We start from the raw sequence: 15,838 nt of genomic DNA on the forward strand, positions 1-15,838 counted from the left end.
ACTAAGTTTCAATCTTAAAGGGTTTACTATAGGCCGGTTTAACCATTTTCCAGATAACCTCTGCGGGATCTTTATGATCCAATAAACGGAACATCACATGGGGATATTTTTGGGTCAGAAAATATTCCGCACATTCTTTCCGAGTAGGAAAAATTTTAAAAGCAGCCTGGGCTTCATCTAAAATAGCATTGAACTTTCCTTCCAATTCTAATTTAGTTTGCTTAACCCACTCATAGAATTCATCGGGAACTCTTTCGAGTAATTCTTCTAGGGATTTTCCGGCAGCTAAATGTTCCCAGACAACGGTACTAGAAGTTTGAGTAATAATACGATGTAAACGAACATATTCTGAAAATTTAACTTTCAAGCGAAAGCCATTTTTAAAACGAATCACAAAACCTTCTTTATTGTCCTGTTCTAACGCCTTTAATTGGTCTAGATCATGAATGCCATCATAATGGGTAATGACGGGAAAACCTAATTCAGTGGGTAAGGGTAAATCCAAACCTGTTTGATTGTCGATTACGGCTAATAGGAGCAAATCGTCCATTTCTCCATAGTCCACGACAATGCGATTGTCGGGATAGATAATTTCAAATAAATAGGTGACATTTCGCTCTAGTTTAGAAAAAAGATGGCTATAGCGATCGCGTAATAATTGAGTAGCATGAAAAGCTTGATCACTGGTAAAACTGCCCCTGGTGGCAATACAAGGTTGTTCCTGTAACCAATAGAGAATCCCTAAACTGCCATCTGCTTTATCAAATACATCAAAGGGTTCCTGGGGAATTTCTGTCGGGGAATGTTCTTCTAAATTGAAAAACTTTTTAAAGGGACGAGCAATAATATTACCGTCGGCATCCAGAATTAATCCTCTGGTCATCAGCGTTATCTCATTCCACAGTCGCTGATATTGCACCAAAGGACTGTAATTATAGATATAAAATTCTGTATCGGGATGTTTTTGAACAGTCACCAATTTTTGTTCGACCAAGGCTTGTAAGGCTTCTAGATTCATTCTTTTTTTATTAATGTTACTTATAATCTCAAGTCACGACGTAATGAGTTAACCTAAACAATCTAAGCTAGTTGAGCAAGACCATCGCCTATTTTTGTGAAGTATTTAGACAATATTAACAAAATTCTGAGCCGACTCCCTACCCTCTGTTAATAGATAATCTAAAAAGGTTTGGGCCACAATCGATAACTGTTTACCACTGGGGTAAATAACATACCAGTGTTTTTGAATAGGAAAACCTTCCACATCCAGGATCACTAAAGGGCCTTGAGCACCTTCTAGGGCAAGGGAGTGACGGGAGAGAATTGATAGGCCTAAACCTCCGACTACCGCTTGTTTAATGGCTTCATTACTGCCAATTTCCATTTCTACCCGCATTGGCAAACGGTTTTCCGTAAAAAAATCTTCTACGGCCATTCGAGTCCCTGACCCAGGCTCACGCATGATTAGAGGTTCCTTAGCTAATCGTTCGAGGGGAATTAACTTTTCCTGGGCCAAAGGGTGATGACGGGGAGCAATCACAACAAGAGGATTATCGAGAAAGTGACGGAGATTAATGTCTAAGTCTTCTGGCGGTTGACCAATAAAATAAAGATCATCTAGATTATTGCTGAGACGATCCAAAATTTGTTGGCGATTGGCAATTTGTAGGGAAATACTAATGCCTGGATAGCGTTGCCGAAAAACGCCTAAAATACGAGGCACAAAATATTTGGCAGTGGTAATGGCCGCTAGTCGCAGGTTTCCCTGTTTTAGCCCTTTGATATCAGCTAGAGTCATTTCTAGCTCGTTAAAGCGTTGGGAAATATCTTGACTAACACTCAGAACCGCTTTGCCGGCATCCGTGAGATAAATCCGCTTGCCAATTTGTTCGTAGAGTGGAACGCCGATCGCCTTGGTCAGTTGTTTCATCTGTTGGGAAACCGTCGGTTGAGTTAAAAATAATTCTTCCGCCGCACGGGTAAAACTCCCATAATGGGCGATCGCCGCAAAAATCTGCAATTGATGGAGAGTGGCCTGTTTCATATATATAGATAAAAGCTATGATAGAAATAATATATCTTTGCTTTATCTATGTTAGTTCTTTTCTATGACTAAAGTCAATCCAGAGAGACTGCTCTGGCATCTTCACTCAATTCTGGGTCACCTTAAATCAATCACTAATCACCCAAAACCCGCTTTTACGCCAATGTTGCTCCAATAAGGCTTCGGCTAATTGGGATGAGGTAAGAAAACCTTGTTGCACCAGTAACTCTCCCAACCTGATAGGAACCTGAGATTGAGCTTGTAGCTTGAGTACCGTTTCTAACTGGTCGGAAGAAATCCAGTTTTTTCGCAGGAGAATTTGACCGAGTTGCATCGTTAACAACCTCCCAAGTATTGAAGATGTTAGCCAGGGTTGATTCAATGAACCTGCTTTATAGTGCGAGCAAACCAAGGTATTTGTCGAGTTGAAAAAGTCAGGAAAAAGTCAGGAAAAAGTCAGCACACCTAATCATTGAATAACGAAGTATAATGGGGTCAAATAGGATAAATCAAATGAAGTACCTAACCCCAACCCAAGTTTATCAAAAGTATGGTTATCACCCAAGAACAACATCTGACTGGGCAGATCAAGGGAAAATCCCTTGTATTCGTTCTCCTGGTGGGCATCGCAGATACCCTGAATCGGCATTCGAGGAGTCGATCTCTATCGAGAAAGAACGGGTCTTGTATGCTCGCGTAAGTACGAGAACACAAGTCAACGATCTTGAAACTCAGATTGACTTTTTGGGGAAAGCCTACCCAGGGACACGGGTTGTCAAGGACGTTGCCAGTGGAATGAACTGGAAAAGAAGGGTGCGACCTTTAGTTGATAAAAGCTGTTGTAATCAGGGTTCTACAGGGAACCCATATTGATCAAGTTTTGCCCAAAATTGACTCCATCGTTCCTTGGTCAATACCAAAGCTCGTAGGCTCAAAATAATTCCTGCTCCTTTTTCCTTCCATCGCATTCCTGAACAACATAATCGTTGTTTGACCAACGTCTTACAAGCTGCTTCCGTAACACCTGAACCAATCGGATACTTTTTCTCTATGTATTCAGCATAATCCATTTGATGCTGATGATTCTCGTAATAAGTAATCGCCGCTTGTAGTTTCTCGGTAAGATTCTTAGAATGACTTTTTTCTTCTTTGACTTCTTTCATCAGATTTAGCAGTTCTCCTGCTTTTCCTTTTTCATGCTTGAGTTCTCGACAATTTTCAGTCAACCATTCTTTTTGTTTTGACACGGTATTCGGATGCAACGCTTCTGCCAAGGCACCTAAGTAACCAGAGGCATGATAGAAATCTAATATCTGTTCTTCCGTTTGCTTTTCTAAAAACTTCCAATTTGATTCTGCCCCGTCTGCTATCCCGACCAATGTTGCCTCTGGATAACGGTTTTTCGCTCGCTCAATTTCTCTTTCTAATCTTTCTAGAAAACTCTTTTTTCCATACTCTGGTGCCGCACCTAGATAGATTGTAGGTTGACGTTCGCCTTCACTATCGTATAGGGAAACGGTTCCCACCATTGCTTCACGGTAGCCATCCTCACACATCAGCATACAGGTTCCATCTAATCCTATTCCCACTGTTGCAATTTGGCTATCCTCCTTGGGCGGGGCATAACTCCACGCTTCTTCTTTTGCCTGTACCACACTTCCTACTGCTTCACTCAATCTTTGGATATAGGATAGCGCTACTTTTCTACCATGATTTTCTAATAAATCATTTTTCACCTCTTTGCCTGCCATCCCTGACATTTTTGAGGATACCTGTTTTGCCAATAATGGCGTTGATGTTATGATTATCCTTGCTTCTCTTTCTAAGGGGCAATACGTTTTTCCTCAAAGGTGAACGCTGATATACATGACGATTCACTATAACCTCACCATAAGGTGTTTGATATTCTTTCGGTTGCTCTCCCTTACTCTTCCAGATTTCTTCACCGATTTTTAAGGGTGAACCATCTGTATCTAAATATTTCAAGGCTTCTTTGCTGGCGATGCAACCTACTTCGTTTAAGCCTTTTTGAATATTTATTTCTGTATCCAACATTGAACGACTTAGTTCTAATGTTAGTTCTATTTTTATCTTTGAACCCTCTACATTAATTAGTTTTGCTGTCATCATTGTTTCCTCTTTGTCACTTTTCATCTCATGTTAACACTTTTCTTTTCCTTCATCAACTAAAGGTCACACCCGAAAAGAAAAGGTTTCCTGAAATTAATGACTCAAGTATCAAAAGGAGAAATAGGTGAGATTGTTGTTGGTCATAAAGACCGACTTTGCCGATTCGGATTTGATTTTGTGGAATGGTTCTGCCATCTTCACGATTGCAAAATCACGGTAATCAACAACAGTAAACTATCTCCTCAAGAAGAATTGATGCACGACTTTATGAGTATAATGCACTGTTTTAGTTCCAAGCTCCATTTTCTTCGTGCTTACAAGAAAAAGATTGAGGATGAACAAAATATATCTACAATCGATCCAACAACTAAGCAATGTGAATCGCTATAATAAAAGAGGAGGTTAACTCAATGAAACGCAAGGTAAAAGGTCAACTGACGGTAACTAGGATTGCTATTCTAGGAACTCAAGAACTGAATAAGTGGAAGTCGGAAGAACTGGATACCATCGCGCTTCGATTGGGTCAACTTCGTTGTGACTTGTGGAATGAATTTGGCTCATTAAAAGCTTGGGGAATCTCTAAATTTGAGATTGACAAGCAACTACGTCCCTTTCGTGAGAAATATGAGCTACCAGCGAAGTTATGGGATTCAACTCTTTATGATGTCATAGATGATATTCACCTTGTACAAGCTTCCTGTATTGAAAAGGTAATGAAAGCTCTGAGGCAATCTTATCAAACGTTTCACTCCAAAAAAGGAGTATTACAGTTAACCCTAGAAAGTCGTGATTGGCTTAATCACCCTAAACTATGTTCTCTTGTCCGTAAATATTGGCATCGTGGACACACGAAGGGGGAGCATCTCACCTTTGCAATAAGTAGAAATACTTAACGAGGTAAATGAAAGAGTCAAAAAAGGTAATCATTTAAATAGGAACAGCGATGACGAAGTACTTGTGGTACATTGTCAGAATTCCAACTCGCACCAGTAATTTTAAGACGATGACCAATTTGTTTAACTTGAGATTCGACAGAGCCAGAGCCAATGGAAATGCCCTCTGCCTGCAAATAACCATAATTGACAATCCGATGTTTATGCTTGTTTAAATAAATGATAAAATTCTCAGCTTGAGGCTCTGACCATCCCTCAAAACAGGAGATAGCGGCATCCACTTCACCCGTCCAAAGAAAAGACTTGACCTCCTCAATTCGCTGGAATGACCCCCCAACTTTATAGAGGTTTTCAATTAAGTGATACCAGTCCAAAATTTCAATTCGCTCATGTTTCTGTCCTATCTCACGAAATAAGTTCCAGATACCATCATGTCCATCTCCCAAACAAATTAAAGGCTTAGCCAAAATTTGAGAATTAACCAAATCTAATAAAGCCGAGTTATCTTGAAAAAAGGCAGCTACCCCCAATTGATGAAAACTGACTCCTTTATAATCACGCCAAATTAAGGGTTCTCCCTTGGGAGTTCTGAGTCGTACCTTCCCACCATCTATGCTAATTTCTTCGACTTCTGTGTTAGAGGGTAATTCTTCAAAATGATAGCGATGTACAAGGCGTTGTTGCGTACTGTGAGAAACAGCAATTCCCGTCAATGATTGGATTTTCTTAGCTGCTTTTTCATAAGACTCATCGCCACTCAGTAGCAAACAGTTCTTCTCTAACATTGGACTCATCTGAGTTCGAGGCTTTAGTTCTAATTTCTTCGCTTGTTTTTCTGTAATGGGCAATTCCCCCAAAATACTTTTTACTGTTCGTATCCGACCTGTGGTTTCCTCGGTACTTGTTTTGACAAAAAAATACCTATTTCTGGGTTGACATACTGAATCATTAAGTCTCTGACAGTCTCCTCTATTTCGCCCAAATTATTAAATGTTTTAACTTGAGATTGTTGATAGAGACATTCTCCCAACTCTTGACATAACTCTTGAATCCTTTTTTCATTTTCTGATAACACTGATAACATGAGATTGTTCCTCAATTGGGATAGATTTTGGAAAGTGGGTCTCGACTATTATACTCTCATTTCTTTTTTTGATAAAGTTCGATAAAGTTCAAAGTCTTATTTTTCTGCCCATAAGTATTAATACTTATTGCATAAGTGAGATGCTCCCCAGCGAATTGAGGAGGTCAAGTCTTTTCTTTGGACGGGTGAAGTGGATGCCGCTATCTCCTGTTTTGAGGGATGGTCAGAGCCTCAAGCTGAGAATTTTATCATTTATTTAAACAAGCATAAACATCGGATTGTCAATTATGGTTATTTGCAGGCAGAGGGCATTTCTATTGGCTCTGGCTCTGTCGAATCTCAAGTTAAACAAATTGGTCATCGTCTTAAAATTACTGGTGCGAGTTGGAATTCTGACAATGTACCACAAGTACTTCGTCATCGCTGTTCCTATTTAAATGATTACCTTTTTTGACTCTTTCATTTACCTCGTTAAGTATTTCTACTTATTGCAAAGGTGAGATGCTCCCCACGAAGGTTGACAATCAAATTATTCTCAGAGCGTTTGATACACAAATTGACAAAAATGGAGTGGTTTGGCTTCGTTTTGGTGGCTTAAAAAAAGGGAAAACTATAAAAGTTCCGACTACATTACCTCACGAAGTTACCTGTCAGTTACGCTTGATTAAACGGGCTGATAGATGGGAAATTCATTACACAACTAATATTCAAAAGTCCGAACTTAAAACAGAAGGTTTAACCATCGGTTGCGATAGGGGTTATACGGAAGTTTATGCCACTTCTTCTAACGATAGTGCTAGACTTTTAGGTAATAATTTTGGTTCCTTGCAAACGAAAGAAACCGATTATCGTACAGCCAAAAAAGTTAAGCGCAACAAATTAAAATCTGTTGCCGATAAAGCAATCCAAAAAGGGGATACCGCCAAAGCGGATAGGATTAATCGTAACAACTTGGGTAAACAGAAATGGGATAAACGAGAGTCCCGTTTCAAGGGACAAATTAAAACCCTTGTTTTTACCGCTACCCATCAACTCATGCAAAATGCGATTAAGGTAGCCTTTGAAGATTTAACAGAGCAAATTCGCAACAAAAAACCAAGAACAAAACGGATGAAAAGAAACGTTTCTTCTTGGTGTAAAGGCGTGGTCGCCGATGCTCTTAATCAGGTTTCAACTCGCGTAGGTTGCGCGATTGTTGCTGTTAACAGTGCCTATACGTCACAACTCGATTCTCGGTTCGGGACTCTTACAGGGACTCGCTCTGGGGAGCGGTTTATCGGACATGATGGGGTCGTATTACACTCTGATATCAACGCTGCTGACAACATTCTAGCAAGACTGGGAGACGTTGAAATCCCCCGTTTTCTTAGCTATAAAAAGGCAAAGGAAATATTGTTAGAACGGACTCGGAAGTTTCTGGATAGCTTGACTCCTATGCAGGGTCAACTATTCGAGGCGAAAACGGACAAAGGCAAGTCCCAGACCCTAGAACCAAGGAGACGCAAGCCTCCATCGGTCAATCAGGGAGCGAACATAAAGCAGCTAACTCTATTTAACTTTGGTTAACTCCGTTTTCTGTGTGCCTCTGATTAACCGACAATGATTAAAGTCAGAACAATGAAGTTTGATTTTGAATTAAAAACTCTCCATAAATCAATGCTTCTTGGACAGAAGCAACTTTACCCTCAATATGGGCAACCTGAATTTCAGTGAGTAACTTGCCGATGATAGGACTGGGTTTAAGCTTCAGTTTTTGAATTAAATCGTTTCCTGAAATAAGGGCGCGAGGATGGGCAACAGCATTTTGAGGATCTAGATATTTTGCCAAAAGCTCAAAAATCAAGGATTGCTCAGAACCATTGGCCAGGGCAAAGAGAATCAAAATAGGTAGATATTTCCCCATTTCTAAAAAGAAAAAGTACTGTTCTCTCAAACTAGGAAGTGAAGAAATTTGGGTTAACCAAACATAGCCTTTAAGAACGGAGCAGACTGCCCGAATTTCTTGGCGAGAATACTTCAGGGTTTCCAATTGTATTTCTGCCTGGAGGAGATCTCTTGTCACTAAACTGGCTAATTTGGCTGTGGCCATGCTTTTTTTCCCTAGTGCCTGGGCAAAGACTAGCCTTTCCTCTACGCTTAACGTCGCTTTAACCGTCGCTAGAGCTAAATCAATTCGACAAATGATATTTAAGGTATCCAGGTCAACCTGAGGAAACCAGACCTTTAATAGTCCATCTTGCCAAGCCGCTAATAGCCATTGATTACCTCGCGGACTACTGAGAAGATAATTCAACTCTGATTGTACCCGTTCCGCTGCCACCCCTTTAATCAAACGGGCTAGATCTTGAATGGTTTCTCGCGTTGTGGGATCAATGGCAAATTGCAATTGAGCAGCCTGTCGATAGGCTCGCAATAATCTTAAGGGGTCATCAGCCAAGTTTCTGGCACTGACCATTTTTAGGAGTCTTTTTTTCAGATCTTTTACGCCATTGAGAGGATCAATGAGTCTTTCCTGGTGAAGGTTATAGGCGATCGCGTTAATAGTAAAATCCCGCCGTTGTAAATCCTGTTCTAGGGTCTGACCTTCCTGTAGGGCAAAATCAACCGTTCCTTGGGGAAATACGACTCTCGCAATTTGACGGGCCTTATCAAGAACGACAAAGCCAGCCTGATAATGTTCGGCGATCGCCCTGGCCGTTTCTACTGCTTTTTCAGGGATGACAAAATCCCAATCTAAATATTCCCGTCTGCGTCCTAGAATGGCATCTCGCACCGCTCCCCCCACCAAATAGGCCTGACTGGGAAGCCAGATTAAATCAAACGGTAATTGCTGACGAAGAGGGGGAAGTTGGGTCAAAAGAGCAAGGATTATTTAAAAAGATAGCCGATAGTCGGGATGGTTTGCCCCCAAAAGACAAACATAGTCTAAGAGCAGTAACCAGAATCTAGAAGTCTAAGCTAAAGTAGCAAAAAAGGATTGTGTCAGTGCCATGTGTATTTGTGTCAACTGCCATTATGTTGATCGCTGTGTTACCTATCATGCCGTCGAGCAGCAACATCAACAACCCCATCTCACTGAGTCTCCAGACTTTGATCCCATTGAACCCAGTATTAATGTCAACATTCGTCCCCAAAGTGATTATATCGAAATGGAGTGGGACGTGGTTGGTTGTGAGAGTTTTTTACAGGAAATGGGAAAATGGCTCAAGCTAAGACCTGGTGAGCCGGTTCCTACCTAGTGCTTGCTGTTTTCCCTCTCCAAACTGTTGACTGAGCCATCTCGATTTTAAACGGAATTTTTGGAGCTTTTGATGAGTCACGACCTAGAACAACTATTAACCCTCGCCCGTCAAGCAGGAGCCGAAGCTGCCGAAGTTTATTATTCGCGATCGCTGTCCCATCCTGTTTTTTTTGAAGCCAATCGTCTCAAGCAATTAGAAAGCTCTGAGTCTGACGGTACAGCCCTGCGATTGTGGCGAGAAGGTTGCCCTGGTTTAGCCGTTGCCTATGGCCTTGCCGATCCCCAAGCTTTGGTTGATAAAGCGATCGCCCTTTCCCATTTGAATCCCCCAGAAACACCAGAATTAAACGAAGCTCGCACAGCTATTTATCCCACTGTCGGAGCAAGTCTGGAGGTGCAAACCTTGATCGAAATGGGCAAAACAGCGATCGCCCAAATCCGTGACCAATATCCCGAAGTTCTCTGTAGTGGAGAATTAGAATGCGAAGAAGATACTACTTTATTAATGAACTCCAAAGGCTTACATTGCCAGTACAGTGATATCGCCATTAGCTACTACTTTGGCGTGGAATGGATTCGCGGCGAAGACTTTTTAGCCGTTTACGATGGGGAATATAGTCGGGGAAAACTTCAGCCCGATCAGATTGTGCAGCAATTATTACAACGCTTAGCCTGGGCCAAAACCAACGCAACGGCGACCACCGGAAAAGTCCCAGTTCTCTTTACACCTAACGCAGCGACCTTACTCTGGGGAACCGTGGTGTCGGCCTTGAGCGGTAAACGGGTACAGGAAAAGTCCTCGCCCTGGAGCGATAAAATCGGTCAAAATGTTCTGGCGGATTGTCTCACCCTTTACCAAGATCCCACCTTTCCTCCCTACGATTGTCCCTTTGATGATGAAGGCACTGCAACCCAAGTTCTACCCTTAATTACTCAGGGTCGTATCGAACAGTTTTACAGCGATCGCACTACCGCGAGATTATTAGGGTGTCAAAGTACAGGTAACGGTTTTCGTCCAGGACTGGGCAACTATCCAACACCGAGTTTAGTGAATCTGATTGTTGAACCAGGAGAAGGTTCACTCATGGATTTAATGGGACAGATTGACAATGGTTTATTAATTGATCAAAGTTTGGGTGGAGGGCCAGATATTTCTGGCGATTTTTCCATTAACGTTGATTTGGGTTATCGCATCGAAAAAGGACAAATTGTTGGCCGGGTTAAAGATACGATGATTGCTGGTAATGTTTATAGTTTGCTAAAGCAGATCTTGGCCCTAGGGAGCGATCGCCAATGGAATGGTTCTTGCTATACGCCTTCCCTGCTGATTGAGGATCTTTCCGTTGTCGGGGGTAATTTCTAATTTAATCAGGCTAAACAACGGGTAGGACGATTGCTTCTCCTAACTGAGGATTAATCACCCTAGATTGGAGATTGGCTCGACTTAACAAATTTTCAAAAGCGGCGATCGATCCCTCCTCCCGAAATAGATAACCAATTAGACCTTCATAACGAATATCACCCGCCGCCGCCGTTGGAACAATCACCTCTGGTTGTAGCCATTTACAGAGTTCTAACGTCGTTTTTTGACCATTGAGAACGGGAATTAAATGTAAGAGACTCGCTCCCACCACAGGCGTTAAAATAACATCTATCGTACCCATATTTTTCAGTTCGGGAGAATGGAAACCATGGGGTTCATAATAAAGACGATAACCTGTGGTTAAATCTGTTAATAAATAGGCATTTTCTACCAACTGGGGGCCAACTAAAGACCCCGAAAAGGCACGAATTTCCACCTGATTATTTAAAGTAAAAGTTTGGCCAGGAAGCAAGGCAGTAATTTCTTGAAATCCCAACTTTTTAGCCACTTTTGCACCATTGGCCGAAGCCACAACGGGTAATTGTGGATCTAACTGTTGCAGTGTGGGTGGATGGGCATGATCCTCTAGTCCCTGGGAGAGTAACAGCAACGATAAGTCCGTTGGTATGGGAAATTGACGATTTTTTTTCCCTTTAAATAACCAAGTTGCGTTGCCAAAAACCAAGGGGCCAACAAACCAAGGATCAAGAAGAATTCTTTGATCTCCAACTTCAATTAGCCAGGAATTACTGTCAAACCAGGTTAAACGCATAAATTTTAGCAGATAGCCAAATCTGATTTTTTCCTATTGTAACGGATCGTAAAGAATTGTAAACTTAGGCAGCCACAGTTGACAGGCGAGGAACCCAACCCAAATAGGGAAAAACTGTCCAGGGATAATTCTTTTGAGGAAGAGGCGGTTGTAGAGCGAGACGATAACCCAGGAAGGGAAAGCAGGGTGAAAAAATCCAATCCATTTGCAGGTTGGCAGTTTGGGATTGAGGTGTCGGCACAAATGACCAGGCTTCAGCGCGGAAGGGTTCACTGACCAGTTTCATGCCCCAATGGGTAACTTGAGCGCAGGAACGATGGGGACAGGCGACGAGGGATAAACTATTGCTGACAAAATTATCGTTAGAGGCAATAATCAATTGCTCTTTTCCGGCTTCAAAAATAGCGAAGTCCTGCATCTGCCATTGCAATAAAATACTTCTGCCATCAGTGCCAATATAGCTGGCCTGTAGGTGCGTAGCTTGGTTGAGGTTATGGGTTTGAGGATCAATCTTACCCTTGACTTGACCGACTAAACGACTGCCATCCTGAAACTGATATTGCCAATCAAAACTAATGGGTGTCTCTGGGGTGCTAGATACCCCAATCCAACTCATGGTCACACGCAGGGGGTCAATAATAATACGAGTGCAGTACTCAGCCATGACAGTTTTTCCTCGCTAAATCTAGAAAATGCGATCGCTGCTCTACTACTAGATTACTATTAAATTAACCTAATCAGCCACCCTATTTGGCCTCATTGGAATTCTTGCTGTAAAATTTTCGTTGATTACATCTGACGCGAGCTCGAAAGCCCTATCGTACCGTTTCACAGGATAATCTATCAACGAATTATTTACAGGTAGAAATTTCCCTAGAAACCGCGATCGCCATCCTATCAAATTTCAAAAATGCGATCGCGCTTAGTTATTGCCAGGCTATAATGGCATTGAAACAGTATAACCAGTATCAAATTACATTAACTTATTCATTTAACTATCATGTTTATTCAAACCAAAGGTAAAATTCGAGACGGTCAACTCATCCTTGAGCAAACCGAACCTGCCTTGCCTAGAGATGTCGACGTTTCTGTGTTTATTATTTTTCAAACTCCCCACGAATGCCAAGAAAATGACGAAATTAGAACAGCTATGCAACAATCTTTTAAAGAAGCGGGCATCGAAAATAGAGAACAAATCTTAGAACTTATCCGCGAGGTCAAACAAGAACTCATTCAAGAACGTCAACTATGAAACTATTTTTAGATACTAATGTCTATATTATTGGTCAACAAATACCTGACTCTCCTGAAGATAAAATTCTACAATGGATCGGCTACTATGACGGTCAATGCAATGCTAAAACGATTATCTCTCAAGAATTGATCAATCAAATTCTACGAGTCGGGAAACGACTACAAGGTAAAGATTGGGCGGCTAAAATTGTTACAAGAATTTGGGTAAATCTTGACTGCTTATTTATACCAGAAACTGAACAAGTCTTAATAGAAGCTAAACAGATTTTAGCTAACAAAACTATTCCGAGAGAGGATATTTTCATTTATCTAACTGCTAAATACGCAGAGGCCGATAGTTTCGTTTCTTCTAATCGAGAATTAATTAGACAAATTGCTGATTTTGAATGCTTAACGCCTGAAAATTTCATTCAAAAATATCTATGTTGACTATCATCAATAAAAAAGCGATCGCCCTGTTATACCTCGCACGGTGATAATTTGCGTTTTTTAGTTCAGCCCCCCTAGCCCCCCAAGTTTTGGGGGAACCATTCTCTATTTATCGGTTTCAAAGTCCCCCAGCATTGGGTAGGGCTGATTCATTCTAACAAATCTCAATCAATCAAATCCTTATCTGGCAAGGTTTTAAGGCGATTTCTCAGAATAAATATCTGAAAATTTTTAAAAATACCTTACTTTGCTTACCCCATAAGCGATTGAAGAGAGACAAAAAAGGAATCAAACCAGAGAATGAATCAGCCCTACCCAGCATTGGGGGATTCAGGGGGCGAAAATCTCAATCCATGACCGTGCCAAGTATATCAAATTTTAAAAAGTCGTTGGTCAATTTTACTGTGATGGTATTTCTTTTGTCATAAAGCGGGTATTTTAGAGAGAAATAAAAAAAGCGATCGCCTTCACAGTCCCTTTACCAGGAGCTAACTCTCGCCATTCTATCTATTTGACAAGTGCGATCGCATCAAACCAGTAAATCATCCAAAGATAATCTGCCTGCGATCGGTTCGTACTCATCCTCTAACAACCATAACTTAGCTGTTTCATAACTATCGCTGGAAAATATTACTTGATAATCCTTCGCTGGATCATAAATAAAATATTGACCTTTCTTATCTGCCAACAATAAAAGTAAATAAGGAGGCGTTAACATCGGATCGATCCAAACTTCTGTAAATTGCCAATCAGTCTCTACTTGGACTGGTTCTAGGGATAACGTGATATTGGTTGTCGTCATTGATTTTTATTTCCCCATAATAAAGGTTTAATTTTGTTCCATCTGGGCTAATTCGATAGCCAATTACATCACTAAAATACAAACCATATCGTTCATATTTTCTGACTTTACCTGTATATTCTCCTTGTTCAATAATTAAAATTGAGCAACATTTTCTAAGGTTTCAATATCTTTAAAAATATGGGCTGAAAGACCTTTACTTAAAAGACGCTTTACTTGGGGAGTATTGGGTAAATGCTTGGCTAAGTGTTTTTTATCTAATTCAATAAGATAATTAATACCACTCATTATGTTATGTCACATCTCTCCCTAAAAAAACACCAGTATTTGTTCGTTTTGTAATCATCGTAACTCACCTCAAATCAAGACCTTCCCTCAAATTATAGTCAATGGCTGACTTGTTTCGTCAATTCCTTTACAGCGATCGCCTTAACAGACTTTTTACAATAAAATAACCGTCATTCAGTATCGAGAAGACTTCTATTTTAGCTGACGATCATCAACAAGCAGGCGATCGCTTTCTCCCCTCTTAAAAATGCGATCGCCTTTAGTGAAATTTGTTATGATCGCATGGACTTTGTATGAAGATTGTAGTTGTCCAGAATAGCTCGGCCTTTACAATCTATTTAAAACTGCTACAATTGAGCCTAATTTAAGATAAAAATCCTTCGGGGGCTAGGGTTATGAGTGATTTTAGTAGTGTTTTGGGTAAACTGGCTGGTAAAGTTATGAATGCCGCCAATTCTAGCGAAGAACTTATGTGTTTAGGAAAATGCGACAAAATAACTAAACATATCAGCATAAGTTATGCAGATTTCATGCTAGCAGATAGTAGCGGCGGGCTAACGGACACTTTGTCGTCTATCTTAGGTACATCTGTTGATTTAGTCCCTGCTGTATTACCTCTTACGCTTGGTAACTCCTATGCCTGTATTTGTTGTAGCAAAATTCGATTTCATGGAGGTGCTTTATCTAGTCAAATGAATGAAAATATTAAAGACCTTTATTTGGAAAAAAAGTAAATGGCATTCATCTTCAAAATAGTATAACTAGCCAAGAGTTTACTTTGGACTAAATGCGATTATCAAAAAAAGTGTAATTGCGGCTCAACGATGGTTTAGGGTGAATCCCAAAGTTCACCTTTATTTCATTAGTGCTTGAAAACCTGCTTGGATAAAATGCCTGTCAAAAGTTAAAGCTTGACTAACCTTATGTTGCTTCATTACCACAAAGGAAAAACAATCCACTAGCCCCCAGGATTTGTCCTGATGTTTTTTGTATAAACGTAATGATTGATCAAATAACTCAGGCGTTAAACGAATAACATCAATTTCATCAGATGCTAAAAACTGTTCAATTAATTCAGCCGCTTCATTCTTGTAATTACTGGATAAAGCATTGCCAAATTCCAAGAAAACTGCATCAGTCGTAATCAAAGGATGATTTTTGTATTGTTCTGACAATTGTAAAGCTTTTTGATGATATTGATCCCGTTTATTAATTAAAGCAACAATAAACCAAGTATCTACAAAAATTTTAGTCATCACCAACATCTCTCCCATAACGGATAGCCATTTGAACAGAGAAATCTTCGGGAGCATCAATCGAAATTTCCTGTAATCGAGACATCAAACTCTGTTTTTTAACCGTATTTTCTGAACTGTTTAACTGTTCAATCATGCCATAGACTTGTTTAAGCTGTTCTTCACTTAAACCTTCAATTTTTTCTTGAATCATTTGTTTTGTAGTCATCGTAACTTACCTCAAATCAAGACCTTCTCTCAAATTATAGTCAATGGCTGGCTTTTTCCGTCAATTCCTTTACA

General features: G+C 40.5%; 19 protein-coding genes and 2 pseudogenes. 9 read left to right on the forward strand and 12 right to left on the reverse strand.

What is annotated here, in order from left to right; all coding sequences use genetic code 11:
• Window position 1: 1 nt before the first annotated feature.
• The 4 genes and pseudogenes from KA717_37865 to KA717_37880 form a co-directional block, all read right to left on the reverse strand.
• Entirely contained in the window at window positions 2–1,018 is a 1,017-nt protein-coding gene (locus KA717_37865; GenBank protein UXE61106.1) for a T4 RnlA family RNA ligase, read from the reverse strand.
• 105 nt (window positions 1,019–1,123) lie between these two features.
• Window positions 1,124–2,044 (reverse strand): LysR family transcriptional regulator, encoded by a 921-nt coding sequence (locus KA717_37870; protein ID UXE61107.1) that lies wholly within the window; start codon window positions 2,042–2,044, stop codon window positions 1,124–1,126.
• Between the two features lie 127 nt (window positions 2,045–2,171).
• Complete coding sequence (locus KA717_37875) at window positions 2,172–2,378, reverse strand: hypothetical protein (GenBank protein ID UXE61108.1); 207 nt, start codon at window positions 2,376–2,378, stop codon at window positions 2,172–2,174.
• A 511-nt stretch (window positions 2,379–2,889) separates the two neighbouring features.
• Window positions 2,890–4,171: pseudogene (locus KA717_37880) on the reverse strand (ISKra4 family transposase).
• 99 nt (window positions 4,172–4,270) lie between these two features.
• On the opposite strand from KA717_37880, the gene KA717_37885 reads away from it, so the two are divergent.
• Both KA717_37885 and KA717_37890 read left to right on the forward strand, forming a co-directional pair.
• Entirely contained in the window at window positions 4,271–4,564 is a 294-nt protein-coding gene (locus KA717_37885) for a hypothetical protein (protein UXE61109.1), read from the forward strand.
• 20 nt (window positions 4,565–4,584) lie between these two features.
• Window positions 4,585–5,067: a hypothetical protein gene (locus KA717_37890; protein UXE61110.1), complete on the forward strand. Its 483-nt coding sequence runs from the start codon at window positions 4,585–4,587 to the stop codon at window positions 5,065–5,067.
• A gap of 17 nt (window positions 5,068–5,084) precedes the next feature.
• Here the strand turns inward: KA717_37890 and KA717_37895 are convergent.
• Window positions 5,085–6,142 (reverse strand): ISKra4 family transposase gene (locus tag KA717_37895; GenBank protein ID UXE64911.1). Its coding sequence is split into 2 segments (ribosomal slippage): window positions 5,085–5,986 and window positions 5,986–6,142, totalling 1,059 coding nucleotides; the frame shifts between segments, so codons are not numbered across the junction.
• A gap of 157 nt (window positions 6,143–6,299) precedes the next feature.
• Between KA717_37895 and KA717_37900 the strand changes: the two are divergent.
• Both KA717_37900 and KA717_37905 read left to right on the forward strand, forming a co-directional pair.
• Window positions 6,300–6,605: pseudogene (locus KA717_37900) on the forward strand (ISKra4 family transposase).
• Complete coding sequence (locus KA717_37905) at window positions 6,602–7,717, forward strand: transposase (protein UXE61111.1); 1,116 nt, start codon at window positions 6,602–6,604, stop codon at window positions 7,715–7,717. Before KA717_37900 ends, KA717_37905 begins: the two are co-directional and overlap by 4 nt.
• A gap of 43 nt (window positions 7,718–7,760) precedes the next feature.
• Here the strand turns inward: KA717_37905 and KA717_37910 are convergent, their stop codons facing one another.
• Window positions 7,761–9,008, reverse strand: coding sequence for a CCA tRNA nucleotidyltransferase (locus KA717_37910; GenBank protein ID UXE61112.1), 1,248 nt, complete (start codon window positions 9,006–9,008; stop codon window positions 7,761–7,763).
• 133 nt (window positions 9,009–9,141) lie between these two features.
• Between KA717_37910 and KA717_37915 the strand changes: the two genes are divergently transcribed.
• Entirely contained in the window at window positions 9,142–9,390 is a 249-nt protein-coding gene (locus KA717_37915) for a Ycf34 family protein (protein ID UXE61113.1), read from the forward strand.
• A gap of 72 nt (window positions 9,391–9,462) precedes the next feature.
• A complete protein-coding gene (locus KA717_37920) occupies window positions 9,463–10,755 on the forward strand; it encodes a TldD/PmbA family protein (protein ID UXE61114.1) in 1,293 nt (430 codons plus the stop codon).
• A gap of 10 nt (window positions 10,756–10,765) precedes the next feature.
• Here the strand turns inward: KA717_37920 and KA717_37925 are convergent, their stop codons facing one another.
• Both KA717_37925 and KA717_37930 read right to left on the reverse strand, forming a co-directional pair.
• Complete coding sequence (locus KA717_37925) at window positions 10,766–11,527, reverse strand: MBL fold metallo-hydrolase (protein UXE61115.1); 762 nt, start codon at window positions 11,525–11,527, stop codon at window positions 10,766–10,768.
• 64 nt (window positions 11,528–11,591) lie between these two features.
• Window positions 11,592–12,191 carry a hypothetical protein gene (locus tag KA717_37930; protein ID UXE61116.1) on the reverse strand — a complete coding sequence of 200 codons (600 nt, stop codon included), beginning with the start codon at window positions 12,189–12,191 and terminating at the stop codon, window positions 11,592–11,594.
• A gap of 336 nt (window positions 12,192–12,527) precedes the next feature.
• On the opposite strand from KA717_37930, the gene KA717_37935 reads away from it, so the two are divergent.
• Together KA717_37935 and KA717_37940 are read left to right on the forward strand one after the other, a co-directional pair.
• Window positions 12,528–12,779: a hypothetical protein gene (locus KA717_37935; GenBank protein UXE61117.1), complete on the forward strand. Its 252-nt coding sequence runs from the start codon at window positions 12,528–12,530 to the stop codon at window positions 12,777–12,779.
• Entirely contained in the window at window positions 12,776–13,210 is a 435-nt protein-coding gene (locus KA717_37940; GenBank protein ID UXE61118.1) for a PIN domain-containing protein, read from the forward strand. The genes KA717_37935 and KA717_37940 overlap by 4 nt, the downstream gene beginning before the upstream one ends.
• Window positions 13,211–13,739: 529 nt before the next feature.
• On the opposite strand, the gene KA717_37945 is transcribed toward KA717_37940, so the two are convergent.
• Both KA717_37945 and KA717_37950 read right to left on the reverse strand, forming a co-directional pair.
• On the reverse strand, window positions 13,740–14,012 hold the full coding sequence (locus KA717_37945; GenBank protein ID UXE61119.1) for a hypothetical protein: 273 nt from the start codon (window positions 14,010–14,012) through the stop codon (window positions 13,740–13,742).
• 135 nt (window positions 14,013–14,147) lie between these two features.
• A complete protein-coding gene (locus tag KA717_37950; protein UXE61120.1) occupies window positions 14,148–14,300 on the reverse strand; it encodes a hypothetical protein in 153 nt (50 codons plus the stop codon).
• A 395-nt stretch (window positions 14,301–14,695) separates the two neighbouring features.
• Between KA717_37950 and KA717_37955 the strand changes: the two genes are divergently transcribed.
• Window positions 14,696–15,034, forward strand: coding sequence for a hypothetical protein (locus tag KA717_37955; protein UXE61121.1), 339 nt, complete (start codon window positions 14,696–14,698; stop codon window positions 15,032–15,034).
• A 120-nt stretch (window positions 15,035–15,154) separates the two neighbouring features.
• Here KA717_37955 and KA717_37960 read toward each other — a convergent pair whose 3' ends face one another.
• Both KA717_37960 and KA717_37965 read right to left on the reverse strand, forming a co-directional pair.
• On the reverse strand, window positions 15,155–15,565 hold the full coding sequence (locus KA717_37960; protein ID UXE61122.1) for a PIN domain-containing protein: 411 nt from the start codon (window positions 15,563–15,565) through the stop codon (window positions 15,155–15,157).
• Window positions 15,549–15,764 (reverse strand): hypothetical protein, encoded by a 216-nt coding sequence (locus KA717_37965; protein ID UXE61123.1) that lies wholly within the window; start codon window positions 15,762–15,764, stop codon window positions 15,549–15,551. The genes KA717_37960 and KA717_37965 overlap by 17 nt, the downstream gene beginning before the upstream one ends.
• Window positions 15,765–15,838: the final 74 nt, after the last annotated feature.

The sequence above is a fragment of the Woronichinia naegeliana WA131 genome, assembly GCA_025370055.1.
Lineage (GTDB): Bacteria > Cyanobacteriota > Cyanobacteriia > Cyanobacteriales > Microcystaceae > Woronichinia > Woronichinia naegeliana.